Source organism: Salinadaptatus halalkaliphilus (assembly GCF_006543045.1).
In the GTDB taxonomy this organism is placed as follows: domain Archaea; phylum Halobacteriota; class Halobacteria; order Halobacteriales; family Natrialbaceae; genus Salinadaptatus; species Salinadaptatus halalkaliphilus.
In genome coordinates this window covers 1-24598 of sequence record NZ_RBZW01000062.1, presented here as the reverse complement: position 1 = coordinate 24598, position 24598 = coordinate 1, and the positions used below count along the sequence as shown (strand labels likewise).

The 24598-nt window shown below is 64.1% G+C and carries 26 protein-coding genes; 11 read left to right on the top strand and 15 right to left on the bottom strand.

The annotated features are described in order from the left end of the window. Window positions 1-126: 126 nt before the first annotated feature. Complete coding sequence (locus tag D8Y22_RS18320) at window positions 127-408, bottom strand: DUF5789 family protein (protein WP_141466130.1); 282 nt, start codon at window positions 406-408, stop codon at window positions 127-129. A 209-nt stretch (window positions 409-617) separates the two neighbouring features. On the opposite strand from D8Y22_RS18320, the gene D8Y22_RS18315 reads away from it, so the two are divergent. Beyond that, the gene (locus tag D8Y22_RS18315) at window positions 618-1397 is read left to right on the top strand and encodes a PHP domain-containing protein (protein ID WP_141466129.1); all 780 of its coding nucleotides are present in this window, start codon (window positions 618-620) and stop codon (window positions 1395-1397) included. A gap of 37 nt (window positions 1398-1434) precedes the next feature. After that, window positions 1435-1947, top strand: coding sequence for a cupredoxin domain-containing protein (locus D8Y22_RS18310; RefSeq protein ID WP_141466128.1), 513 nt, complete (start codon window positions 1435-1437; stop codon window positions 1945-1947). Window positions 1948-1991: 44 nt separating this feature from the next. Here the strand turns inward: D8Y22_RS18310 and D8Y22_RS18305 are convergent, their stop codons facing one another. From D8Y22_RS18305 to D8Y22_RS18295, 3 genes are all read right to left on the bottom strand, one after another. Beyond that, window positions 1992-2852: a hypothetical protein gene (locus D8Y22_RS18305; protein ID WP_141466127.1), complete on the bottom strand. Its 861-nt coding sequence runs from the start codon at window positions 2850-2852 to the stop codon at window positions 1992-1994. A 64-nt stretch (window positions 2853-2916) separates the two neighbouring features. Beyond that, window positions 2917-4374, bottom strand: coding sequence for a dihydrolipoyl dehydrogenase (locus tag D8Y22_RS18300; RefSeq protein ID WP_141466126.1), 1458 nt, complete (start codon window positions 4372-4374; stop codon window positions 2917-2919). Between the two features lie 57 nt (window positions 4375-4431). Next, on the bottom strand, window positions 4432-4653 hold the full coding sequence (locus D8Y22_RS18295; protein WP_141466125.1) for a type II toxin-antitoxin system HicB family antitoxin: 222 nt from the start codon (window positions 4651-4653) through the stop codon (window positions 4432-4434). Between the two features lie 107 nt (window positions 4654-4760). On the opposite strand from D8Y22_RS18295, the gene D8Y22_RS18290 reads away from it, so the two are divergent. The 3 genes from D8Y22_RS18290 to D8Y22_RS18280 all read left to right on the top strand — a co-directional run bounded on the left by D8Y22_RS18290 (window position 4761) and on the right by D8Y22_RS18280 (window position 7298). Beyond that, window positions 4761-5297: a DUF7342 family protein gene (locus D8Y22_RS18290; RefSeq protein ID WP_141466124.1), complete on the top strand. Its 537-nt coding sequence runs from the start codon at window positions 4761-4763 to the stop codon at window positions 5295-5297. Then, the gene (locus D8Y22_RS18285; RefSeq protein ID WP_141466123.1) at window positions 5297-5749 is read left to right on the top strand and encodes a hypothetical protein; all 453 of its coding nucleotides are present in this window, start codon (window positions 5297-5299) and stop codon (window positions 5747-5749) included. Before D8Y22_RS18290 ends, D8Y22_RS18285 begins: the two co-directional genes overlap by 1 nt. Before the next feature lie 154 nt (window positions 5750-5903). Beyond that, a complete protein-coding gene (locus D8Y22_RS18280) occupies window positions 5904-7298 on the top strand; it encodes a signal recognition particle protein Srp54 (protein WP_141466122.1) in 1395 nt (464 codons plus the stop codon). A 59-nt stretch (window positions 7299-7357) separates the two neighbouring features. Here the strand turns inward: D8Y22_RS18280 and D8Y22_RS18275 are convergent, their stop codons facing one another. From D8Y22_RS18275 to thpR, 5 genes are all read right to left on the bottom strand, one after another. Further along, entirely contained in the window at window positions 7358-8284 is a 927-nt protein-coding gene (locus D8Y22_RS18275; RefSeq protein ID WP_141466121.1) for a CBS domain-containing protein, read from the bottom strand. A gap of 128 nt (window positions 8285-8412) precedes the next feature. Continuing rightward, the gene (locus D8Y22_RS18270) at window positions 8413-9078 is read right to left on the bottom strand and encodes a translation initiation factor IF-6 (protein WP_141466120.1); all 666 of its coding nucleotides are present in this window, start codon (window positions 9076-9078) and stop codon (window positions 8413-8415) included. Window positions 9079-9080: 2 nt separating this feature from the next. Further along, window positions 9081-9359 (bottom strand): 50S ribosomal protein L31e, encoded by a 279-nt coding sequence (locus D8Y22_RS18265; RefSeq protein WP_141466119.1) that lies wholly within the window; start codon window positions 9357-9359, stop codon window positions 9081-9083. 2 nt (window positions 9360-9361) lie between these two features. Then, complete coding sequence (locus D8Y22_RS18260; RefSeq protein WP_141466118.1) at window positions 9362-9514, bottom strand: 50S ribosomal protein L39e; 153 nt, start codon at window positions 9512-9514, stop codon at window positions 9362-9364. A 120-nt stretch (window positions 9515-9634) separates the two neighbouring features. Then, window positions 9635-10204, bottom strand: coding sequence for an RNA 2',3'-cyclic phosphodiesterase (gene thpR / locus D8Y22_RS18255; RefSeq protein ID WP_141466117.1), 570 nt, complete (start codon window positions 10202-10204; stop codon window positions 9635-9637). Window positions 10205-10343: 139 nt separating this feature from the next. Here thpR and D8Y22_RS18250 point away from each other — a divergent pair, with 139 nt between their 5' ends. Next, complete coding sequence (locus tag D8Y22_RS18250; protein ID WP_141466116.1) at window positions 10344-11519, top strand: methyl-accepting chemotaxis protein; 1176 nt, start codon at window positions 10344-10346, stop codon at window positions 11517-11519. A gap of 79 nt (window positions 11520-11598) precedes the next feature. Beyond that, window positions 11599-14301, top strand: coding sequence for a heavy metal translocating P-type ATPase (locus D8Y22_RS18245; RefSeq protein WP_141466115.1), 2703 nt, complete (start codon window positions 11599-11601; stop codon window positions 14299-14301). A 24-nt stretch (window positions 14302-14325) separates the two neighbouring features. On the opposite strand, the gene D8Y22_RS18240 is transcribed toward D8Y22_RS18245, so the two are convergent. After that, complete coding sequence (locus tag D8Y22_RS18240) at window positions 14326-15732, bottom strand: geranylgeranyl reductase family protein (protein WP_141466114.1); 1407 nt, start codon at window positions 15730-15732, stop codon at window positions 14326-14328. A 133-nt stretch (window positions 15733-15865) separates the two neighbouring features. On the opposite strand from D8Y22_RS18240, the gene D8Y22_RS18235 reads away from it, so the two are divergent. Next, window positions 15866-16201, top strand: coding sequence for a 2Fe-2S iron-sulfur cluster-binding protein (locus D8Y22_RS18235; RefSeq protein WP_141466113.1), 336 nt, complete (start codon window positions 15866-15868; stop codon window positions 16199-16201). A 14-nt stretch (window positions 16202-16215) separates the two neighbouring features. Here the strand turns inward: D8Y22_RS18235 and D8Y22_RS18230 are convergent, their stop codons facing one another. Then, window positions 16216-16644 (bottom strand): hypothetical protein, encoded by a 429-nt coding sequence (locus D8Y22_RS18230; RefSeq protein WP_342781902.1) that lies wholly within the window; start codon window positions 16642-16644, stop codon window positions 16216-16218. Window positions 16645-16756: 112 nt separating this feature from the next. Here D8Y22_RS18230 and D8Y22_RS18225 point away from each other — a divergent pair, with 112 nt between their 5' ends. From D8Y22_RS18225 to D8Y22_RS18215, 3 genes are all read left to right on the top strand, one after another. Next, window positions 16757-17074, top strand: a complete 318-nt coding sequence (locus tag D8Y22_RS18225) for a DUF5783 family protein (protein WP_141466111.1) — start codon at window positions 16757-16759, stop codon at window positions 17072-17074. Window positions 17075-17188: 114 nt separating this feature from the next. Continuing rightward, window positions 17189-17548: a NifU family protein gene (locus D8Y22_RS18220; protein WP_141466110.1), complete on the top strand. Its 360-nt coding sequence runs from the start codon at window positions 17189-17191 to the stop codon at window positions 17546-17548. A 165-nt stretch (window positions 17549-17713) separates the two neighbouring features. Then, window positions 17714-18928 carry an MFS transporter gene (locus D8Y22_RS18215; RefSeq protein WP_246084503.1) on the top strand — a complete coding sequence of 405 codons (1215 nt, stop codon included), beginning with the start codon at window positions 17714-17716 and terminating at the stop codon, window positions 18926-18928. Window positions 18929-18978: 50 nt separating this feature from the next. Here the strand turns inward: D8Y22_RS18215 and D8Y22_RS18210 are convergent, their stop codons facing one another. The 4 genes from D8Y22_RS18210 to D8Y22_RS18195 form a co-directional block, all read right to left on the bottom strand. After that, window positions 18979-19863 (bottom strand): sulfurtransferase, encoded by an 885-nt coding sequence (locus D8Y22_RS18210; RefSeq protein WP_141466109.1) that lies wholly within the window; start codon window positions 19861-19863, stop codon window positions 18979-18981. Between the two features lie 87 nt (window positions 19864-19950). After that, window positions 19951-21210, bottom strand: a complete 1260-nt coding sequence (locus D8Y22_RS18205; protein ID WP_141466108.1) for an RNA-guided endonuclease InsQ/TnpB family protein — start codon at window positions 21208-21210, stop codon at window positions 19951-19953. 4 nt (window positions 21211-21214) lie between these two features. Then, the gene (locus D8Y22_RS18200) at window positions 21215-21370 is read right to left on the bottom strand and encodes a DUF2080 family transposase-associated protein (RefSeq protein ID WP_141466107.1); all 156 of its coding nucleotides are present in this window, start codon (window positions 21368-21370) and stop codon (window positions 21215-21217) included. Between the two features lie 249 nt (window positions 21371-21619). Beyond that, complete coding sequence (locus D8Y22_RS18195) at window positions 21620-24493, bottom strand: CARDB domain-containing protein (protein WP_174811909.1); 2874 nt, start codon at window positions 24491-24493, stop codon at window positions 21620-21622. Between the last annotated feature and the right edge of the window lie 105 nt (window positions 24494-24598).

The following is a 24598-nucleotide window of genomic DNA, read 5'->3' as shown; positions in this document are numbered from 1 at the left end:
AAGTCACACTATCCACCGGATTCTCACATTCCTAGTTACTGATGATTCTAGTCCGATGTCCTTGGATGCCTCGGTGCGTTAAACTAGAACAGATGGGAGCGAACGAGTCGCGAAAACGGACGGCTGTTAGAACGAGACGGCGTCGGGTTTGTACGGGCTACCGACCGGCGTCGGATCGCGATCGCTGTAGCCGACGCGGCCGACCGCCTTGTTGCTCACGGCCGAGTAAACCGCAAGACGGGCGTCTTCCGGGGAGTCGAAGGTTTCAGCCTCGAGCCGACCGAGTACGTCCGCGACCGTCTCGGAGCCGTTCGGTAGCTCGAGGGTGCGGTCGCCGTGGGCCTCGATCAGTTCCTCGGTAGTTGCGGGGTACTCGTGGTCGTCGATGGCGGTGCCGGTTGGCAGCATTACGTCTATTCCGTGGTGAACAATGATTATAAACATTGTCCATAATGGTTTTCTAGGCACACGGTATACCTTATACACCTTGTATTCTCTATCCGTATACCGGATATCCTCCCACGGACCAGCGTCGATACTGCCGTTGGCGATGGGTGATTTCGGCGGGAAACGTCTTTATACGGCCAACTACTCGCTGTGACTGCCCGATCTTTCACATGCCCTACGCCGATCTCCACGTGCATACGACCCGCTCGGACGGCTCGCTCGAACTCGCGGCGGTGCCCGCCGCCGCCGACCGCGCCGACGTCGCCGTCGTCGCGGTGACCGACCACGACCGGCTACAGCCCTTCGACGGCCCCGTGAGCCAGCGCGACGGCGTGACGATCGTCAACGGGATCGAACTCCGGGTCAAGACCGACGCGGGCCAACGACTCGACCTGCTCGGCTACGGCCTCGAGTCGACGACGGCCCTCGAGGCGCTCGTCGATCGCATTCAGACGAATCGCAAAGAGCGCGGGCAAGCGATCGTCGACAACGTCGAGGACCGACTCGGGATCGACCTCGACGTGACCGTCACCGACGGCTTCGGGCGGCCACACGTCGCCCGTGCGATCGACGCCCACCCCGACGCCGAGTACGATTACGAGGAGGCCTTCGAGCACCTCATCGGCGGTGACGGCCCGTGTTTCGTGGCCCGGGACGTCCCGTCGTTCGATCGCGGACGGCACGTGCTCTCGACCGCGGGCGAACTCGTCTCGCTGGCCCACCCGCTACGCTATCCCGATCCCGAACACGCACTCGAGTTGGCCGCCGAACTGGACGCGATCGAACTCGAGTACCCCTACGGCCACGATGTCGATCTCGAGCCGGTTCGGAACGCGATCGAGCGCCACGATCTGCTCACGACCGGCGGCAGTGACGCTCACGAGCGAACGCTCGGTCTCGCGGGGCTCTCGAGGGAATCGTTCGATCTCCTCGAATTCCAGTTTGCGTGAACGACGACTTATCCTTCCGGCTGGCGTACGATCGACGATGGCGTTCGACCGCACGGAGAGACGGACGTTCCTCTCGACGATAGCCGGTTCGCTGGCGGCGACCACCGTCGCCGGCACCTCCGGCTGTCTCGGGACTGGCGAGCCCGACGCCGAGACCGAGCCCGAACCTGTCGTCGACGAAGCCGACGCACTCGAGGGCGACACCGATCCCGACGCGTGGCAAGATGTCCACGATATCCAGTTCGACGGCTGGGTGGGCGGTTGGGTCGGCGTCGAACCGGCGGCAATCGATCGCGTCGAAAACCCGATGCTCGTCCTTTTCGAGGGCCAAGCGTACGAACTCACCTGGCAAAACCGTGACGGCGTTCACCACAACGTCGCGTTCTGGGATGACGACAGGGAGGTCGTCGACGGCTACGCGACCGACGGCAACGAACGCGAGGGCGCGACCGAGACGCTGCGCTTCGAAGCGACGCCGGCGATCGACACCTACCGCTGTGAGTACCAGCCCGCGGGACAGGTCGGCGATGTCGAGATCGTCACCGAGTGACTGTTCCCGACAGCGTCGCTTCTCGTGCCATCGTTCTCGAGCGATCAGACGGGCGTCGGTCGGCTCCCCTCGAGATCGCCGTCGATATCGACGATGAGCGTCGGCTCGGCCCGCGTCACGTCGCAGTCGTCGCCGCGTTCGACCGCGAACGTCGTTTCTCCGGTCTGGTTGCCATCGAGGACGAAGTGGGCCTCGAGGTCGTAGCTGTGGGCCGCGCTGCCGCCGATGACGTCGGAGCGTTCGTATCCGGGAGGATCGTAGTTGACGGGGACGTGCGCGTCGTAGACCGCGCCGGAACCGACGACGCAGGCCTCGACCGACGGCGGCGCCACCGGTCGGGTGAAGACGAACTCGTTCGTCGCGGTGACCGTCCCGAGGTGGGCCTCGGCCCGCACCCGTTCGCGATCGTCGGGCACGTCTTCGGGAACGCTTGCGGCGACGCTGTCCTCGAGTTCGATGTCGTAGCTGACACCGCCGCCGAGGATGTCCGCGCCGACGAGGACGAGGCTGACGCCAAGCAGTGCAACGACCACGAGGCCGGCCGTGCGGGGCGTGACCGCGACCTGTCGATCCCGAACGCCGTACCCGAGCGCGACGAACAACGCGGCCGAGAGCGCGAGCACCAGGAAAATGTGGGTCTCTCCGAGTTCGTACCTGCTGACGATGTAGCCCAGAAAGACCGCGTAGGCGATCGCTGCGAGCACGAACGCCACCACGTCGAGGACGTCGCGCTCGAGGGTGAGTCCGCCGACGAAGAAGGCGACGAAGAGGACGAACAGCAGGGCAGCGGTCACCGTAATCGAGAGGCCAAACACCACGTCCCGAACGAAGTACAGGAACGCACCGAGAGCGAAGAGGATTCCCAGTGCGTACAGTACCTTTCCGCCGTCGAGATCGATATTCATGGAGGGCCGGGTAGACGTTCATATCAAACACAATTAATATTTTCCACTGGGTTTTACCTTCGATTCACCGATCGCTGCTATCTCGCCAGTCGGGTGCCGTCGAGTAGGGGCGGTCCGCGAGTTCGTCGAAGGCCGCGTAGATGACTTCCGAGAGCGCCGGATGGACGTGCACCGGTTCCGCGATATCCTCGACGGTCCCCGATCCGCGTTCCATCGCGACGACGACCTCCTGTATCAGCGTCGAGGCCTGGGGCCCCGCGACGTGACAACCCAGGATCTCGCCGTCGGGATCGGCCAGCACCTTTACGACGCCGTCCGTCTCGAGTATCATCCCCAGCGGCGCGATGTCGAACGGCACCGTCGCGGACTCGTACACCTCACCCGCGTCCTCGAGTTCGCGCTCCGTCTGCCCGACGCTTGCGACCTGCGGAGAGGTGAAGATGGCGTGGGGCATCGCCCCCTCGTCGACCTCTCGGTCGGCGTCGTCGAGGACGTTCGCCGCAACGACCTGCGCCTCGTAGTCCGCGGCGTGTTTGAACGGCTGCTCGCCGACGATATCGCCGAGCGCCCAGACATCCTCGCAGGTCGTCTCGAGGCGGGCGTCGACCGCCACGTGGCCCGAGTCGTCGGTCTCGACGCCGGTTTGCTCGAGCGCGAGCGTGTCGGTGTTGGGTACTCTCCCGGTTGCGAGCAGGAGGTCGTCGGCCTCAAGGTCTATCGTCTCACCACTGCCGTCGTCGCCGCCACTGCTCTCGCTGTCGTCGTTGCTGGGCGCTGCGGTGACGACGACCCGATCGCTGTCCTGCTCGACTTCGGCGGCCTCGTAGCCGGTGTAGACGTCACAGTAGCGCTCGAGCGAGTCAGTCACGAGGTTGCTGATCGCCATGTCCTCCCGCGGGACGAGGACGTCCCGGCGACCGACGAGCGAGACATCGGTGTCGAGCGCGCCGAAGAAGTAGCCCAGTTCGGCCCCGATGTAGCCCCCGCCGACGATCACGAGGGAGTCGGGTTGCTCTTCGAGATAGAGCGCGTCCTCGCTCGTCAGGAACTCCTCCTGCTCAAGGCCGTCGATCGGCGGGATCGTCGGACGACTGCCGACGGCGAGGACGGCCGTCTCGCCTCGCACCTCGCGCTCGTCGCCGTCGTGCAGGTCGACCGCGAGCGTTCGCTCGTCGACGAACCGGCCCTCCCCGCGGTAGAGCGTAATGTCGTCGGCGTCCTCGAGGCTCTGTGCCTGCCGATTTGCTTTCTCGTACACCGTGTCGTGAATCGTCGACGTGATCTCGCCGTAGTCGACACCCTCGAGCGTCGCGTCGAGCCCGCGCTCGCCGGCGCGCCGGATCTCGTCGACCACGTCCGCCCGGTGAAGCAGCGCCTTCGAGGGCACGCAGCCTCTGGTGATACAGGCGCCGCCGAGCGGGCCACGTTCGATTACCGCCGCTTCCAGCCCGTCCTCGGCGGCGGCGGTCGCAACGTGGCTGCCCGAGCCGCCGCCGAGGACGACGATGTCGTACTCGTCCATACGACGGGTCGACCACGAGCAGGCGCCTAAAACGGACGTGTGCGCTCGCCGGGGCGGTTAGAGCCAGTCGTCGCCGGTCTCGTCTTCGGTGCCCTCGGTGTAGGCGTCGACGGCTTCCGCGAGGTTTTCGAGCGCTGCCTCCGGCGTCTGTCCCTGACTCGAGACGCCGGTCACCTCGTCGTCGGCGATGTGGAGGCCGTGCTCGTTCGTTCGCATCGTGACGGCTGCGTCCTCGAGGGCGGGGTACTCGTCAGGATCCGCGTCCGGGTCCGAACTCATACTGGTGGCTTGTTCGGGTCGAGTAAAATACCCGTCGTCGCCAGCCAGCACTCTCAGATATCTGTGAGATCTATAGATATATTGTGGACCAGTGCGTTTCTTCGATCGTGACCGACTTTGATCCCGTGCCCTCGCAGGACGCCATCGACGACGTTCGCTCTCGATGGCGCGAGTCGACGGATACGTTTCGTCGCGTCTACGAGACAGTACTCGGGACAACGGAGCCGATGTCGTACGCCGATATCGCTTCGACGGCCGAGTGCTCACCCAACGCGGCGAAAAAACACCTCGATCGACTCGCAGAGATGGGAGTCGCTCGTGCCCACCACGACGCCCAGCCCGCTCGCTACGAGCGCAACGACGGCTACCTCGAGTGGCAGGAAGCGAATCGACTCGCAGCGGAGTCGACGGTCGACGAACTCGTCGATCGCGTCGCAACGCTCGAGCGGCGTCGCGACGACTTCGTCGACGAGTTCGGAACGACTACCCCGTCCGATGTCTCGGTATACGACCGAGACAGCCACGAAGCGATCCATACCCGGATGGAACGAGTCGGCGACTGGCACGCGCTGGAACGGGATATTCGCCTCTACGAACTGGCCCGACAGATCGCCCAGAACGACGGACATCTCATTCCAGCCTGATGGCGCCGCCGGCCGGTAACGGGCCGCCGTCGACGGGCCCACCCGATCGCCGAACCTTGCAGGTGCTCGAGCGCCAGCTTGAGGCCGAACCACTCGTCGCCGAGACGACGTTCGAACCGACGAGCGACGAACCGCGCGTGCTGCAGGCGCAGGTCGACGATGAGCAGTTTCCACCCTCGGTCGCGTCCGTCCGACTCGATTGTCGCTGGTTCGTGACGAACGATTTTTCGGTCCACTACGTCGAGACGACGGTAAACGAGGATCACTGGGAGTGTCGATGGGACCGACATCCGAACGCACACGACCCCCGCTGTCACTTCCACCTGCCGCCGGCGGGAACCGAGACAACCGATCTCGAATTACCCTCGCTCCATCCCCTCGATGTCCTCTCGACCGTCGTCGCAGCAGTCGAACAGCGAGTCGAACAGCGGTGGGCGGACGCCGACTCGTGATACGGATTGTTGTAGCGTTTTCCCGGTGATCACCCGGACGGGGTCGGTGATCACCGGGAAAGAACTACAACGGTCCGTATGAGTGCCGGCCGTCAGTGATCGACCCGTCCCCGTAGAAAAAACCTTTAACGCCGTCGTCCCGTAGAGCGAGCAAATGGTACTCGACGATCTCGGGAGTTCTCTGCGGGGCACCCTCGACAAACTCCGCGGGAAGTCGCGACTCAGCGAGGAAGACGTCGAAGAGATCGTCAAGGAGATTCAACGCTCCTTGCTCGCGGCCGACGTCGACGTCTCGCTCGTGATGGACCTGTCGGACAACATCAAGCAACGCGCCCTCGAGGAGGAACCTCCCGCCGGCACGCCGGCACGCGATTTCGTCCTGCGCATCGTCTACGAAGAGCTGGTCGACCTCATTGGGGACTCGACCGAACTGCCCCTCGAGGAACAAACCATCCTCCTTGCGGGGTTACAGGGATCCGGGAAGACGACCTCCGCGGCGAAGATGGCCTGGTGGTTCTCGACGAAGGGGCTCCGGCCGGCGGTCATCCAGACCGACACCTTCCGACCCGGCGCCTACGATCAGGCCCAGGAGATGGCCGGCCGCGCCGAGGTCGACTTCTACGGGAACCCCGACGCCGAGGATCCGGTCGAAATCGCTCGCAAGGGTCTCGAGGAGACCAGCGAGGCCGACGTCCACATCGTGGACACGGCGGGTCGCCACGCCCTGGAGGACGACCTGATCGACGAGATCGAGCAGATCGAGGGCGTCGTCGAGCCCGACACCTCCCTGCTCGTCTTGGACGCGGCGATCGGTCAGGGCGCGAAAGACCAGGCCCAGCAGTTCGACGAGTCGATCGGCATCGACGGCGTCGTCATCACGAAACTCGACGGGACCGCAAAGGGTGGTGGCGCACTGACGGCCGTCGACCAGACCGACTCCTCGATCGCCTTCCTCGGGACCGGCGAGGAGGTTCAAGACGTCGAACGCTTCGAACCCGACGGCTTCATCTCCCGGCTGCTGGGCATGGGCGACCTGGGCCAGCTCGCAGAGCGCGTCGAGCGCGCGATGGAGCAGACCGAAATCGAGGAGGAAGACTGGGACCCCGAGGACATGCTCTCGGGCCAGTTCACGTTAAACGACATGCAAAAGCAGATGGAGGCGATGAACAACATGGGGCCGCTCGATCAGGTCATGGACATGATCCCTGGCTTCGGCGGCGGGATCAAAGACCAACTCCCTGACGACGCGATGGACGTCACCCAGGACCGGATGCGGACCTTCAGTGTCATCATGGACTCGATGACCGAGGCCGAAAAGGAGTACCCCAAGGCCATCGGCGCGAGCCAGATCGAACGTATCGCTCGAGGCTCGGGTACCAGCGAGGACGAAGTCCGCCAGCTCTTAGAGCAGTACAAGATGATGGAAAAGACCATCAAACAGTTCCAGAACATGGGCTCGGAACAGGAGATGCAACGCATGATGCAACAGATGCAACAGGGCGGCGGTGGCGGCGGTATGGGCGGCATGGGTGGCGGCGGCCCGTTCTAGATCGCGCTTGCGAATTCGACCCCGATTCGGTTTGCAGCAATTCCGATTCGCCAGCGGCGTCAGTCCTTCCTCGACGCCCCCTCGAGGGGAGCCGCATCCGGCAGCTCGTCGATCAGAACGACGGCGTCACCCTCGAGGACGACCGTTTCCGATCCGTCGGTAACTGTCGTGTCGATGCGGTATTTCGAGCCGCCGAGTGCCTCGGTCACCGCACACTCCGCAGTGGCGCGGTCGCCGACCGACAGCGGGGCGAGGAAACTACTCTTCTGAGAGAGGTAGATCGTCAGCCCCGGCAGCCGGGCGAGTGCGGCGCTGACGATACCGTTGGCGAGGACGCCGTGGACAATCCGCTCGCCGAAGCGGGTCTCGGCGGCGTAGGCCTCCTCGAGGTGGACTCGGTTTGTATCACCCGTCACCTCCGCGAACGCGTCGATGTCGCCGTCGGAGATCGTCTTCGAGAAGCGAGCAACGTCGCCCACGTCGACGGACGACTCGTCCGACCCGTGGTACGTAAACGTCCAGTCGTCGCGTTCGTAGGTGGTGTCGGTTCGCACCTGGCGGTTCGGCGGCCGATCGGCGTCGCTGCTCCGGCGTTGGTGAATCAGATGCGGTACGTAGTAGGTCAGTTCCGTCGTCGTGACGATCCCGCTGAGATCGCCCGATCCGTCGACGACAGGTAGGTGTTCGATCTCGTCGTCACGCAATTGCTCGACCGCGTCGACGATCGAGGCGTCGGGGGAAACCGTCTCGAGCGGCGCCGACATGACGTCCGCAAGCGGCGTCTCGCCCAAGTCGGATCGGTGACAAAGCTCCGTCGCGAAGGTGCCCTCGGTGATGATCCCGACTGGCGAACCGTCGTCGGTGACGACCACCGAACTGACGCGTTCCTCGTGTAACTGCACCGCAGCATCCGTCGCAATGGCCTCGAGGGGCGCCGTGACGACATCGGCGACCATAATCTCGGCGACGGCAATCGTGTCGTGCATGGTGGCGGGCGTATGTGATCGGGATACAAGATTGTACACCCTTGACTCGCCGCGAACGGGCCGGACGGCGCCTCGTTAGGGACGGCGTCGACCGCAAGAAGTATCGAAACGCAGTTGCAGGTGATCGGTTAGTCGATGTAGCCCAGCGCGTCCTCGATTCGGCCCAGTTCCGGACCGGTGGTATCCTCGCCGACGACGTAGCCCGCGTCGTTGGCGAGCAGTCCCGAGCCGACCAGCGGCGCGCCGTAGTTGACGGTACCGACATCGGCTCGGACGTCGAGTGTGTCCTCCAGGCGGTCGAGTTCATCGTCGGTCACCTTCGGGTGACAGAGCACGCCCTCGTTGGTCGCGACGGCGGCGGTCCCGACCGTGCGGACGCCGGCGAGGTCGCCGCGTTCGACGGGCACCTCGAGAGCGTCTTGAATCAGCTGGATCGTCTCCCGCGGGAGGTCGGGGTGGACGTAGGCGCCGGCGTCGTTGGCCAGCACGACGTTGCCGGCGGCGTTGATCGTCCCCGGGAGTTCGGTGACGGGGACCGACAGCTCCGACTCGAGGCGGTCGCGTTCGTACTCGAGGATGCGTGAGCTGACGAGGAGCCCGTTTTCGTTACCCGTCGCTAACGCGCCGACGGTCGAGGAGCCCCCGACGGTCGTCGGGATGGCTGGCACCTCGAGTTCGTCGGCCAGTGCATCGACGACATCGTCGTCGACGTCGTGGCGAACGAGGACGTACGAGTCGGTCGCACGGGCGAAGACGCCGACGTACGACGACCCGGCGAAGGCGAGACGTTGCAAGTTTAGTCGGCGACCTCGGCCTCGACGACGGCCTCTCCCTCTTCGTCGAAGCGGGCGGCGCGGACGCGGAGCTTGCGTGGCGGGTTCGAGCGACCCTGGGACCAGACCGTCTCGTTGATCGAGGGGTCGAGTCGGATAGCGTCCTCGTCGACGGCGAAGTGCTTCGCGAGGTGTTCGCGGATGATGGTCATCGCGCGGTCTGCAGCTTCGTGATTCGCGCCCTTCTTGACGTCGCGAAGGGGGACGGTGACGACGCGTTCCTCGAAATCGCTTGCACTCATTGTTATTCGTCCGTGTTACTGCGCCGCCAGTTGCGTCGCTGCGGGTTGCGCGTGACTTCCATGTCGGTCTTGACCATAACCCACGTCGGGACGCGGCTGTTCTGCTTGTCGAGCTTGGCGAGACGCTTTTTCTTGCCCTTCGATTTCTTACCCATAGTAGCCGGACGTAGCCCACGCTGGCTTAAAATCTTGTCCATCTCGGGGTCCAGTGCGCTCGAGCGTGCTCGAGACACTCACCCGTGGGGCCGCTCGGATTGACGGCGTCCCGTTGTGGGTCACGGATCGACGTTCTCGAGTGAAAACCGCTCGAGCGTCGAGTACACCGGTCCCTCGTCGGTGAGCGTGCTCTCGGTGAGTCGAATCTCCGCGACGCGGGTCTCGCCGACGGTCGGGTCACGCTCCCGAACGAGGTTCTGGACCAGCTCCTTGCCGCCGGCGTGTTCCATCCGCGCGAGCGTAACGTGGGGTGTAAAGTCGTGGTCCTCGGGGTCGAACCCCATCGCCGTCGTCCGTTTTTCGAGTGCCTCGTGAAGCCGGGTGAGTTCTTGGCTGCCGTTTTTCAGGCCGAGCCAGAGGACGCTGATGTACTCGAGGGAGGGAAAGACGCCCAGCCCGCCGTAGCGGGCGGTAAAGGGACCGACGTCGGCCTCGGCGACGGCGGCTGCAAGTTCGTCTGTGAGCGCCGGGTGTCGCTGCTCGCTCACGTCGCCGAGGAACTTCAGCGTGACGTGGGTCTGCTCGGGATCGACGAAATTCAGCCCGCTGGCGCCCCCAAACTCGGCCTGGAGATCGGCGACCGGTTCGGCGAGATCGTCGGGGAGGTCGACGCTGACGAACAGTCGCATAGGCGACGGTGGAACGGGGACGGTATTCATACTGTCGGACAGAACTACTGTGAGAATTCGGCACTCTGCTGGGAGAATATTGTTTGAAAAGCAACGTATTGGCGACAATGTTTATCACCGTTTCGTCGCTCGAGCCACTATGGGGGACCAAGGCGAACTGGCCGAAGCGATCGATCACGCCGACCAGATCAGCGACCACGTCGGGGAGACACTCGAGTTGACGACGGTCCACAGCGAGGATATCACGGCCGTCTATCGCGAGATCGAAGAACTGAGTGCGTCACTCGAGGAGGTCGCGGCGACCTCCGAGGAGGTCTCGAACGCCGCAACGACTGCTCGAGAGGCTGCGACAGACGGCCAAGAGACGAGCGAGACGGTCTGGGAGACGATGGGGGAGGTCGTCGAGTCGGCCCAACAACTCGCCGAGACGGCGGACGAACTCGCCGTCCAGATGGACGAAATCGACGAGATCATCGAGATCATCAGCGACGTGGCCGACGAGACGAATTTACTGGCGCTCAACGCGTCGATCGAGGCCGCACGGACGGGTCAAGGCGGTGAGGGGTTTGCGGTCATCGCGGACGAGGTCAAATCGCTCGCGACCGAGACCAGCGACCACGCCGACGAGATTTCCGACCAGTTGGCGGCGATCCAGGACCAGACCGACCGGACGCGCCAGGATGCGACTCGGACCAACGAATTGCTCCGGGAAACGAGCGGCCAGCTCGAGGACGTGATCGACCGGTTCGACCAGATCACGACGACGGTCGACGAGGCTGCGACGGGGATTTCGGAGGTTGCGGCCGTCAACGACGAGCAGGCGAGCACGGTCGAGCGTATCACCGACGGGATCGAGGACGTCGACGACCGCTCCGACCGGATCACGACGGAGATGCGCAAAGCCGAGACGCTGGCCGACCGCCAGGTCGAGATCGTCACCCATCTCACCTCCTACATCGACAACCTCCCGGGGATGGCCTACCGGGTCGAAAATGACGAGGGGTGGCCGGTGATGTTCGCGTCGGCGGGGACCGAACGGCTGACGGGATACACCAGCGAGCAACTCGTGTCGGGTTCGGTATCGCTGGGCGAGGACATCATCCACGACGACGACGCCGATGCCGTCTGGGACGCGGTTCAGACATCGCTCGACGAACGACGGGAGTTCGATATCGAGTATCGGATCACCACCGCTCGTGGCGATGTCATTCCGGTTCGCGAACGGGGCCAAGGCGTATTCGAGAGCGGTGATGTCGTCGCAATCGAGGGATTTATGGCCGAACGAGAGAGCGAGCAGACACAGCGACTATACTGACGATCGTTCGTTTACTCGACAATACCAGCCACGTGGGAACAGGGGAAATCGCTTCAACCTCGAGGCCCTGCATTCGACTATGGAACAACGACGAGCGCACCTCGAGATCACGGGGATGTCGTGTTCGACGTGTTCGGGGACCGTCGAGGACGCCGTGGCCGACCTCGAGGGCGTCGAGTCGGCGAGTGCGAACTACGCGACCGACGAGGGGACGGTCGCGTACGATCCCGACATCGTCTCGCTGGCCGACATCTACGCGGCGATCGACGATGCCGGCTACGAGGCTGCGCGAACGACCGAGACGGTCACCGTGTTGGGGATGTCCTGCTCGACGTGCTCGGAGACGGTGGGCGACGCGGTCGAGGGTCTGCCGGGCGTCATCCGCGCGGACGTAAACTTCGCGTCTGACGAGGCTCGCATTACGTTCAATCCCGACGACGCTGCGATCGGCGAGATTCACGCGGCCATCGAGGAGGCGGGCTACGACCCCGTTCGCGAGGACGCCGAGACCGACGGCACACAGGCGAGCCAGCGCGAGCGCGCCGTCGAGAAAGAACTGCGCCGTCAGCGCCGACTCGTGATCGGCGGCGGCCTGTTGACGCTCCCGTTCGTCCCGATCATGCTCGAGATGCTCGGTTTGGTGGCGTTGCCCGATTTCGGCACGATCGACCTCGGCGTAATCGCTGTCGGCACGCTGGGGCTCGCCGAGTTCGTCCTCGCGACGTTGTTGATGGCCACGCTTGGCAAGGAGTTCCTCGCGGGTGCCTATCGCGCGTTCTCGAACGATCGGCGGGCGAACATGGACACGCTCGTCGCACTCGGCACCTCCGCGGGCTACGTTTACAGTACGGTGGTGCTGGTCGGACTCGTCGCCGGCGCCGGACTCTACTTCGAGGCCGTCGCGTTCATCCTCTGGTTCATCACGCTCGGCAACTGGCTCGAGGTCCGCTCGAAGGCCCGCGCGGGCAGCGCCCTTCGCGAGCTCCTCGAGATGGAGGCCGAAGAAGCCACGCTCGTGGTCGACGGCGAGGAACGGCAGGTGCCCCTCGAGGCCGTCGCCGTCGGCGACGTGTTGAAGGTTCGGCCGGGCGAGAAGATTCCGACCGACGGCGTGGTCGTCGACGGGCAGAGCGCCGTCGACGAGTCGATGCTGACCGGCGAGTCGGTCCCCGTCGAGAAAGGCGAGGGCGATGAGGTCGTCGGCTCGACGATCAACGAGAACGGCGTCTTGCTGGTCGAGGCGACGAAGGTCGGTTCCGAGACGGCGATCCAGCAGATCGTCGACCGGGTCAAGGAAGCCCAGTCGCGCCAGCCCGAGATCCAGCGGCTGGTCGACACGGTCAGCGGCTACTTCGTCCCCGCGGTGATCGTCAATGCCCTCTTCTGGGCCACGGTCTGGCTGCTCGCACCCGACCTGCTCTACGGCGCGTCGGCGTGGCTCGGCTCCTGGCTCCCGGTGCTCGAGCCGGTCGGCGGCGGGCCGATCGACGGCGTTCCGGTGCTGGAGTTCGCCGTGATCGTGCTCGCCTCCGCACTGCTGATCGCCTGTCCCTGCGCGCTCGGGCTGGCGACGCCGGCCGCGACGATGGTCGGCTCGACCTTGAGCGCGACGAACGGCGTCCTTTTCAAGGGCGGCGACGTGCTCGAGCAGGTCCGTGGCATCGACACCATCGTCTTCGACAAGACGGGGACGTTGACCCACGGCGAGATGGTCCTGACCGACGTGGAACTCGTCGACGAGCGACCGGCGACCGATGGCGGGACGGAACCCGATGGCAAGACGGAGCCTGGCCTCGACGGCGACGATACCGCACCCGACGGTGGGATGGTCGCCGAGCGCGGCGAATCGCTCGAGTCGGTCGTCCTCGGCGCGGCGGCGACGGCCGAGTCGGGCTCCGAACACCCCATCGCGACCGCTATCGTCGAGGGTGCCACAGACCGCGATGTCCCCGTCGGCGAGGTCAGCGAGTTCGAGAACGTCCCGGGCCACGGCATCCGCGCGAAAACCGACCGCGGCAGCGTGCTGATCGGCCGACGGAAACTGCTCGAGGACGCCGGTATCGATACCGAACCCGCCGAGGAGACGCTGGTTCGACTCGAGCGCGAGGGGAAGACGGCGATGCCGGTCGCGGTGGACGGACAGTTACTCGGCGTGCTCGCCGTGGCCGACGAGGTTCGCGAGAGCGCGACCGAAACCGTCGCGGCGCTTCACGAGCGTGGCACCGAGGTCGTGATGCTGACCGGCGACAACGAACGGACCGCGCGGGCGGTCGCCGACCAAGTCGGGATCGACGCCGACAACGTCCGTGCGGGCGTCTTGCCGGCTGACAAGGCCGATCACGTCGAAGCGCTGCAGGCTGGCGACGACGGAACTGGCAAGGGCGACGGCTCGCGCGTGATGATGGTCGGCGACGGCGTCAACGACGCGCCGGCACTGACCACGGCCCAGGTCGGCGTCGCCATCGGTTCGGGGACCGACGTCGCCATCGAAAGCGCCGACGTGACGCTGATGCGGGACGATCCCGCGGACGTCCTCAAGGCGGTCCGCATCTCCGAGGCGACGATCTCGAAGGTCCGCCAGAACCTCTTCTGGGCCTTCATCTACAACACGACGCTGATCCCGATCGCCTCGCTGGGCCTGCTGAATCCGGCGCTCGCGGGGCTGGCGATGGCCACCTCGAGCGTGAGCGTGATGGCAAACAGCTTGGCGTTTGCGACGTACGATCCCCACGAGGATTACCACCTCGCCGTGACGAAACCGCTCGCCTGGCTCCGACGATAGGAGACGGTCGCTGGCGAAGGAATGCTAGTATTTCGGCTCGGCGCCGGTCGTCTCGTAGACCTGATCCATCAGTTCGTCCCGGCGTCGCTGCCAGTGCTCTAACGCGCCGGGATGATCGGGATACGCCTCGTAGTGGGCGAGCAGATCGTCGGCACAGCGTTTGGTCTGGTAGAGGTTCCAGATGGTTCCCCAGTGGCCGCGGCTCTTGAGCAGGGCCTCGAGTTTGAGTTTCGTGCCGAAGTCGGTGCTGCCGGCGTAGAGGGCTTCGGCGAGTTTGTCGCCGGGCATCGACGCGAGCAGTCCCATGAGGTCGTCGACGTCGACGGCCGTCGAGAGGATGTTGTAGACGTCTAAGGCGGCATAGCGAGCCCCGAAGTGGTCCATCACGCGCTCGTTGTACGACCAGAACGTGTCCTCGCTAAGGTCGCCGGTCTCGAGGCCCTCGATGGCGGCTTCGGCGGCGTACTTGCCGGCGTAGGCGGCGCCGGCGATGCCGCCGCCGGTGGTGGGGTTGACGTGGCCCGCGGCGTCGCCGACGGCCATGTAGCCCGGATGGACGGCCGAGTCGTAGGGTCGTCGCGTCGGTAGCGCAGCGCCGAGTTTGTCGTCGACCTCGGCGCCGGCGAACTCGGCGCGATTCTCGAGGTCGCGTTTCAGGTCGTCGACGAGTTGCATGGGCTCTTCGGTCATCTGGAAGCCCAGTCCGGCGTTGATCTCGGTCTCGGTCCGCGGGAAGTACCAGAGATAGCCCGCCGCGCGCTCGGTCGGCTTGAACACGAGCGCGTCCGACCACTCGACCGGCTCGTCGACGGTGACGATCTCGCGATAGGCCGAGCAGAAGTGCGTATAGTCGACGTTGGTGTCGAATGTCGACTCGCCGAAGTCGACCTGATCTTGCAGCACCGACAGCGAGCCGGCGGCGTCGATCACGACGTCGGCCTCGTAGGTGTGTGGCTCGCCGGCGCGCATCGCCTCGACGCCGGTCACCTGGCCGTCGGCGGCCTGAATCACGTTCTGGACGACCGTGTTGTACTCGAGTGTCGCACCCGCGTTCTCGGCGCCCTCGATGACTCGCTTGCCGTACTCGAAGCGGTCGACGACGGCGAGTTCACCCGGGACGGGGATCTCGAGGACGGTGTCTTCCTGGGGGATCTCGAAGCGGCCGTGATCGACCTCGGTGTTGGTGATCGCGGGTTCGAGTTGGGACTTCGGGATCGAGTCGGGAAAGTCGCTGGCCCCCTTCAGGGCGTCACCACAGGCGATGTGGCCCGCTTCGTCCTCGGTCTTGCGCTCGAGGACGACGGCGTCGTACCCTTCGCGTGCGACGGTCGCCGCGGCGTAACAGCCCGCGGTTCCAGCGCCGACGACGACCACGTCCGGAGAGTGGACCTCGCCCGTGGTAGCACCAGCCGACTGCTCCTGTGTACTCATATCACTACTGTGGATACCCAGGCAAGAAAACGTTTTATGGACGATTGGGGTCCGTCCCGGGCCGATCGATGCCGCTGCCGGCTGCCTCTCGGCGGAATAAAGACCTTTAGTGGCCCCTTTCGTATCGGCGCCCATGACCGAGTACACCGTCGAATTCGTCGGGACGGACGAGACGATCACCTGTTCGGACACAGAGACCATCCTCAGCCGGTGTCTCGAGGAGGGGATCGCCCAGGAGTACTCCTGTCGCGTCGGGATGTGTCTGGCCTGCTCGGCCGAGATTCTCGCAGGCGAGGTCACCCAGCCGGCGGCCCGCGGACTCACCGAGCAGGAGGCCGAAAACTACGCGCTGACCTGTATGGCCCGCCCGCAATCGGATCTCAAACTCGAGCGCGGCGTGTATCCACCGAGCATCGAGGCCGACATCGAGGCGGACGGTCCCGACGGCACGGCGACGGCAGACGATTGATTTGTACCAGTTGCCTACCACGATACGCGCGTTGGAACGACATCCGCGAACGAGACGTCCTCGAGGGCGGACCAGATCCGGATCGGGTCGCTCGGATCCGTGGTTGCCGCCTGGATGCGGTGCATACACTCGAGCAACCCGTCGGCGGCGGCCGTGCGCGTCGAGACGTGTCCGATGGTCTCGGTGACCGACCGATCGCCGAGCGAGTAGCGACAGCGAAGCTCCCAGCAACAGCCGACGCCAAGCGCCGGGTGACACTGATCGGCGGTGACCCGATCCGCGATGAGTTCGATCGGCAGTCGGCCTCGTCGGTAGCCGAGACGGCCGTCTCGAACGTCGGCGGGCCCCCATTCCGGCGGCAGCGCTTCCTGCGGAATGGGGTGGGTATCCTCGACCATGTGCCGGATCATCGGCGGATGCGTGTATGGGTGTTCCGCTTGCACTCGCACCCTCCGGTGACGGGATCCCCCCGCTCGCTTCCGCTCGGGCGGCGACGACAGCCACAGTGGCCGGCCGATCGTCCGACTTTTGTCGTCGCTTCCCTATCTCTCGCACATGGCCGACTTCGATCCCGAGCAATTCGAGGACAAGTACGCCAACTACTTTCCCGAACTCCAGCAGGCGTACAAGAACGCGTTCAACCGGATGAACGACAACTACGACTCGGAACTCGTCCACGCGATCGACCAGCAGGTATTAAACGAGAGCGAGCCCTTCTACGAAGGTGACGGCGAGTTTCGCGTCGAACTCCCCGACGATCCCTACGATCGACTCTCCGGTGTTCTGGTCGAGGAAGACCGGTTCGAGGAGATTCTCGAGATCCACGTCGGCGAGATCGAGACCGAGCTCCAGCGCGTGTTCGGCTTCGCCTAACGGTGTCGCTGGCAGGCTCCCACCGCGGATTTGTCGACCAACACGGCCTCGACCGTGGCACCTGCGAACATGGTGGACGGAAGGTTTAGGGGGACTGATACCCAACGGACTTCCATGAGCACCGAAGCCCAAGATGGGAGCGACCTCGAGGAGCGCGTCACGAACTTCCTGCGACGCAACTTCCCGCAGATCCAGATGCACGGCGGCAGCGCGGCGATTCAGGACCTCGATCGCGAGAGCGGCGAGGTCACGATCGCTCTCGGTGGCGCCTGCAGCGGCTGTGGGATCTCCCCGATGACGATCCAGGCGATCAAGAGCCGGATGGTCAAGGAAATTCCCGAAATCGAGCAAGTCAACGCTCACACCGGCATGGACGGTGGCGGAGACATGGGCGGGGGCATGGAGCCATCCTTCCCCGGCGAAACCGTCGACGACGACGACGCGGCCGACGAAGGTCCCGAAGCCCCCTTCTAACGGGTCGTTCACAGCCGCCGCTCGAGTCATTCGAGGGAACGCGTTTTCGATATCGATCGACACGCCGTGTAGCGACCGCTGTCGAATCTACGATCAAAACGCGGCAAGCGCTTACCCGTCGCGAGTATTGATGGTGCCGACCGGACAAGGACTCACCAGTTTCACGTGAGCCACGGACATATTCGCTCGAGCGTTCGCAGCGTCGTCGCCGGCGTCCAGGGTGACGGGCGCGGTAAAGCGCTGCTGGCGATCGCGAGCAGCTCGTTTCTGTTGATCGGCGTCCAGATGGTCTACCCGGTCGTCTTGCCGGAGCTACGGGCGGCCTACGGACTGAACCTCGGAACGGCAGGGATGTTGCTGACGGTGCTGTGGATCGCGAACGCGGCCGGACAGGTTCCCGGCGGGATACTCGCCGATCGCCTCGGCGAGGGCCGGATCATGGTCGCGAGCACGGTGATTTCGGCGATCACCGTCGTCTTCATCGTGCTTGCTGGCTCGATCGTGCTCCTCTTTCTGGCGACGGTGCTGTTGGGCCTTGGAATCGCCCTCTTCGGGGTCGCACGCTACACGGCGCTGGACGATCTCTTTCCCGAGCGCGTCGGCACGTCAGTCGGCATCGCCCTCGCCGCCGCAGACGCGGGGCAGGCGCTGTTACCGCCAATTGCCGGTGTGCTCGCCGCGGCAGTTGCCTGGCAACTCGGCTTTGCCTATACGTTGCCGCTGTTCGTCGTCGTGGCGCTTGCTCTCTGGATCTACGTCCCTGGGAGTACGTCGGGGCCCGACAGCGGGTTCGACAGCGTCTCGAGGGAGACGATCCGGTACGTCGGCTCGTCACTTCGCAAGCGGCCGGTGCTGTACGGCTCGGCGGCGTTTATCGTCTACATGACGGTCTGGATCACGTTCACGGGCTTCTATCCGACCTACCTCATCGAGGAGAAGGGCATGTCCGCGACGGTCGCCGGCGTGTTGTTCGGGAGCTTCTTCGCGGTCGGCGTCGGTATCAAGCCCCTCTCGGGGATGGCCTACGACCGCTTCGGTATTCGTCTCTCGCTGTTGACCGTCATGGGGATCTCCGGGGCGGCACTCGTCGCCCTCCCCTTTCTCGAGGGCCTCGTCCCGATTGCGCTCGTGACGCTGCTGATCGCGCCGATGCTCGGCAGCGGGACGATCGCTCAGTCACACATCATCGAAGGCGTCCCCGACGACATCAAGGGAACGGGCCTGGGCGTCATCCGAACCGGCGGGATGGCGGTGGCTGCCGTCAGTCCGACGATATTCGGCACGTTCGCCGACTGGGGCTACTTCAACGAAGCCTTCCTGGGATTAGCGGGGCTGGCGGGGGTCATCATCCTGCTCGTCCTCCAGATTCCACCCGAGTAACCAGACGCCGCCGATAGTAGTCACGACGCCGTCGACCGCGCTCGACCGGATCACCCCGTGACCATCGGACAGGACTCGTCGCGTCCCCACTCCGCAAGCGAGCCATCGTAGACGGCGACGTCGTCGACGCCGAGGCGGGTCAGCGCGAAGGCCACGTTGCTCGCCGCGATACCGCCGCCGCAGTACGTGAGTACCCGATCGGCCTCGAGCGCACCCACCTGCGCGAACCGCTGGCGAAGCGTCTCGAGCGACTGATACCGCGCCGTCTCCTGGTCGACGATCGCGCGCTCGCCAACGGCCGGGACGTTCTCGCTCGAGGGGATCCGGCCGAGGCGTCCGTACTTCCGGAGGCCGTCTCCGCTGTGGTCCTCGGGACGGAGGCCGTTGATCAGCGCACAGTCGGGGTCGTTGATCGCGGCCAGCACGTCGTCTTTGTCGACGATCAGATCGGGGCGGTACTCTGGCGTAAACGTCGCTCGAGTCGGCTCGGGCTGGGCCTCGGAGACTGGTCGATCCCCGTCGATCCAGGTGGCCCAGCCGCCGTCGAGAACGCCAGCCCGATCGAAGCCGAACGTTCGAAGGAGCCACCAGACGCGCGCGGCCCAGCTGTTGCCAGCCGAATCGTAGAGCACGACTCGCGAGTCGTCGCCGACGCCCAGCCGCTCCATCGCCGCGGCGAACTCGTCGCTCGAGGGCACCTGATAGGGGTAGTCCGGGTCGTCGGTCTCGGAGAGCTCGGTCGGAATGTCGACGAAGGCGCTGCCGGGAACGTGGCCTTGCTCCCAGTCGGCGCGGCCGGATTCGGTGTGTCTCGTGCCGGTTTCGGGATCGAAACTCAGATGGACGGTACAGTCGATGACCTGCACGTCCGGTTCGTCGAGGCGCGCCTCGAGCCAGTCGGGTTCGACGAGATCTGGCATGGTATCGTCGGTCATGATCGCTCACAGTCGATGCAGTGACTTTATCGTTGTCGTCGTTCCATCGGTGGTACACATTTCTCGGCCGCTTGTGAACTACCCCACCTACTCGCTCGCCACAGTAGTGGCTCGCTCCTTGAGGGTGGGGCTTCCTGTTTCAACGACGCACTTTGCATCCACGACAGTGGAAGACCCACCAGTCGCGGACGTAGGGAGTGCAGTCTCCGCAGGCGTCACTTCGGCGTGTCCCAAACCTAACTCCTGAAGACCACGTTGCAGCACGTTGTACGCGGCGTTCTCATCACGGTCAGTCTCGAACCCGCACGTCGGGCAGGAATGCTCACGAACCCACAACGCCTTCTCAACCTCGACACCACACTCGGCACACTCCTGTGTCGTGCCCTCAGGTTCGACTTTCACGAAGTGCGTTCCCTCACGGTCGCACTTGTATTCAAGGAAGTCGATGAACGTTCGCCACGACGCCGACGCTCGGTTCCGACTGTTCGACGGCAGTTGCATCATCCCGTGAACATCGAGGTCTTCCACGGCCACAAAGTCGTACTCACGAGCGTAGTACGCCGACAACTTGTGCAGGAAGTCTCGACGCTTCTGCACGATGCGGGCGTGGATGCGAGCCACGCGGCGGCGTTGCGCGTGCCAGTTCTGCGACCCCTGTTCTTTGCGGCTCAACGCCCGGTGCTCGCGTTCGAGTCGCTCGTACTCGGCATCGAGGTCGAGGCTGCCTACTATCGTGCTGTCGGTGTCGTGGGCGTATTTGATGATTCCCACGTCAATGCCGACCATATTCTCACGGTCAACCTCAACCAGTACGGGTTTTTCGAGCGTGTCATCTTCGGTTTCGATGCCGAAGGTGGCGTACCACTCCCCCGTTTTCTCCTGTTTGACTGTGACTTGTTTGACGCTGGCGTCGTCGGGGATGTCGCGGTGGAGGTGTATCGGAATCTCACCTATCTTGGAAAGTTCAAGGGTGGTCTGGTCACTCGTGTTCTTGAGTTCGAAACCAGACTGGTTGTAGGTGAGACTTCGATATTCTCGCGGTGGCTTCCACTTGAGCGTCCCGACCTTTCGCCCGTTGTCTTTCTGGTCTTTGAGGCGGTCGAGATTGTCGCTGACGCGGCGGGCAACTATCTGCAACACTTTCGAGTACACATCGTTGAGGTCGTCCCACCAGTCTTTCAGGTCGGGCAGCATGTTCTGCATCGCGGTGTACGAGAGGTACTCGTCGATGTTGCGGAGTTCGTATAGGAAGTGGTTGTACAGTTGCCTACAGGTATCGATATGCCGTTCTAACTCGACTTGGACGGCCTCGCTCGGCTCGATGCGATACCTGTAGTTGTAGTTCATGGTGTTACGCTTCGTCGGTAGTTTCGTCGGGATCGCTGACGCGGATGACTTTCACGTCCGCACCACGCCAGTCTTTAGGAACGGTAACGTGGGCACTCCCACCGAACTCTTTCGCTTCACGGTCGATGATTTCCTCACCTTCCAGTTCGAACGTGCCCATACACGAATATATATTGAATATATATTAGTCTTTTCGGTGGTGAGTGGCGATAGCTTACGGCTGTATCCCCGCCCTACTGCGCTACTCGACCTTCGGTCTGCGTTGCTCCTTGAGGACGGGGACTTAGCCTGTAAGAGTTAAAACCATCTGACGCGGAGTGGCTCGCGGAAATTTCGATGGAAGAACACGAACTCCATTCCGTACAGCAGTTCCTTCAGCAACTCAACGAAAACCGTCCCGGTCGATCAGTTACTTGTCCTGACGACGAGTTATAATAAATACGATAATAAGTGCGACGAGGGCAGTGATAGCAGTTCCAGCACCAAGTCCAGGTGTGGCATCTTCGTCTGTGTCACTGCTGTCGCCGGTATCGTCGTCGCTGGGATCCGTTTCGACGGACTCGAGCGCGATCGACACCGACTCGTCGCCGTCGACAGTGAGTGCTGTTTGCTCTTCGTGGTAGCCATCAGCAGCCGTCTCGAGGGTGTACGCACCCTCCGCGAGATCGAACACGGCTGTGCCGCTGTCGTCACTGGTAGCCGTTTCGTCGCCGATGTCGATCGTCGCGTGCGGGATCGGTGTTCCATCCGCGTCGGTGACCGTCACCGTAAGCTCGGACAGTGTCTCTTCAATCGTAAGCGTCCCCCGAGCTTCGTCGTCGTCGAGTCTAATGGCGTACTCGTACTCGCCGGGATCGAACTCCTCGAGCGCGATATCGGTGAGTTCGACGGTCTCGTTTTCGCCATCCTCGAGGTCGACGTTCTGGGACGCGAGCACCGCATCGTCAACGATGAACTCGAGCTCGGTTTCGCCCGATGCGTCACCAGTGTTTTCGACCTCGGCCGTGATTCGCTCGAGCGAATCGTCGACCTCGAGGGTAGTGTCGCTGAGTTCTGTTTCGACGAGTTCGAACGTCGCGGTTCCCGCAGAGGCTTGCCCACCGCCAGTTCCACCGCCACTACCGCCACCATCGTCGTCATCGTCGTCATCGGATGCTTCGCCGAACACGCCAAACGTCGAGAAGTCGGTAATATTTGCAGTTACGACGTTCTCGTCGGTGTCAACGGTCGCGTTCTCGACATCCGTCCACGCGTCGCCGTCGTGTTTCCAGAGGTCGACGGTGTCTTCGTCGACGCCGTCGAGGTCGGCCTCGGCGTAGCTGACCTCGAGGTCGGCCAATTCGGCATCGACTCCGTCGGCGTCGTCGGTCGGTTCGGCCTCGAAACTCCGGTTTAGCTGTTCGTGATCGTCCGGGGCCGCGGGGGGCGAGGCGTTAGCGGCGATCGAGACCGCCGTCGCCTCGAAAGAGAGGGTTGTACCGTCGGCGTCCGTCTCTTCGTCGACGGTCATGACCCCGGCTGTCTCGGCGGCGGGATCGGCCGCGAGGGTAAGCTCGTCGACGGTGACCGTTGCGTTCGCGCCGACATCGACGGCCGAGGTGTTGTCGGTCGTCGAGATGGAGAGGTTCGAGATGGTGGCGCTGGCCTCGTCGGTGACGCTGATGGCGGGGGTGTCGGCTGCCGAGACGGTGTTGCCGCCGCCGTCGACGCGGACATCGCTGCCCTCGATCGACAGTCCCGGATTTTCGGCCCCGTCGAATTCGAGATCGTCTTCAAGGTTGTAATCGCCAGGCGCATCCAGCTCGCGGTCGTCCTCGTCGTCGATCGTACGCTCGACTTCGACCGCGAGGTCGCCGGTGAGGGTGTCGTTCGCGGTGTCCACGGTGACCGCGTAGCTGCCGGGTACGAGGCCGTCGATGGCGTCCTCGAATGTGATCGACTCGGTTGCACCGGGATCGAGGCTGACCATTCGGCTGTCGGTCGTCGATTCGCCGTTGGCGATAGTGAGATCGACGGTGATGTCGTCGGTGACGGGGCCGACGTTCTCGACGTCGACGGCGATGTCGGCGGTGTCACCCTCGTCGATGGCGGCCGAGTTGCCTTGCCCGGCTATCGTCAGTTCGGTGAGCGTGCTCGTCTCGACGGGGTCCACGGTGAAGATGTGAGTTTCGGTGACGGGATCGACATCGTCGGCGTCAACCGTCGCAGTTGCCTCGTAGGTGTCGGCGGATTCGATGACGCCGATGTCGACTTCGGCGGTCGTCGATTCGTTCCGGAGGTCCTCGAGGGCAGTCGCGTTCGCGACGATCGGCTCGTCGGCCTCCTCGCCCTCGACGGTGAGTTCGACCGAGAGATTTGCGGCGGTGATGTCGTTGCTTTCGGTCACGGTGAGCGTAGCGGTGCCGTAGTCGTCGCCCTGCTGGCCGTCGGGGAAGGCCTCAGCGAGGCCGTCGACTGCGAGAGTCGGGCCGGCGACGGCGACGGTTTCGGTAGCGGTATCGTCGTCGGTGGCGACCGTGAGGTCGATCTCGGGGACGTCACCGTCGTCGGTGTCGTAGGTGACCGTCTCGCTGGTGTCGTCGCCACCGTCAAGGCTGATGTCGTCGGTGGCTTCGGTCTCGCCGTCGACTTCGACGACGATGTCCTGGCTGTCGGGTGCTTCGCCGGTGTTCTCGACGGTGTAGTCGACGGTGACGGTCTCGCCGGCATCGACGCTGTCGTCGACGTCGTCGATGGTGACGGTGAAGTCGGCGGGATCGAGGTCGTCCTCGACGGCGACGGTTTCGGTAGCGGTGTCGTCGTCGGTGGCGACCGTGAGGTCGATCTCGGGGACGTCACCGTCGTCGGTGTCGTAGGTAACCGTCTCGCTGGTGTCGGCACCGCCGTCAAGGCTGACGTCGTCGGTGGCTTCGGTCTCGCCGTCGACTTCGACGACGATATCCTGGGTGGCGCTTTCGTCGCCGGTGTTCTCGACGGTGTAGTCGATGGTGATGGTCTCGCCGGCATCGACGACGGCGTCGATGTCGTCGATGGTGACATCGAAGAAGGGATCGTCGGGGGCTTGCTCGACGGTAACGTCCTCGCTGTGGGTGTTGTTCTCGCTGGCGACGGTCACCTCCTCCGTGCCAGCGTCGCTGATCTCGGTCGCCCACTCGAGGGTTTCCTCGGTGGTGTCGCCGCTCTCGAGTGCGACGTTCTCGGTGTCCTGCTGGTCGTCGTCGAAGTCCAGTAGTTCGACTGTCTGCTCGCCGTCTGCCGCCCAGTTGGTGGCCTCGGTGGTCACCTCGAGGGTGTAATGATCAAGATAACTTTTGCAAATATGGACTGAGGAACTGGTCGATCCAGGACTTGGCAAATCCAAGTCGATCAGTAAGGGTGTTGAAGAGAC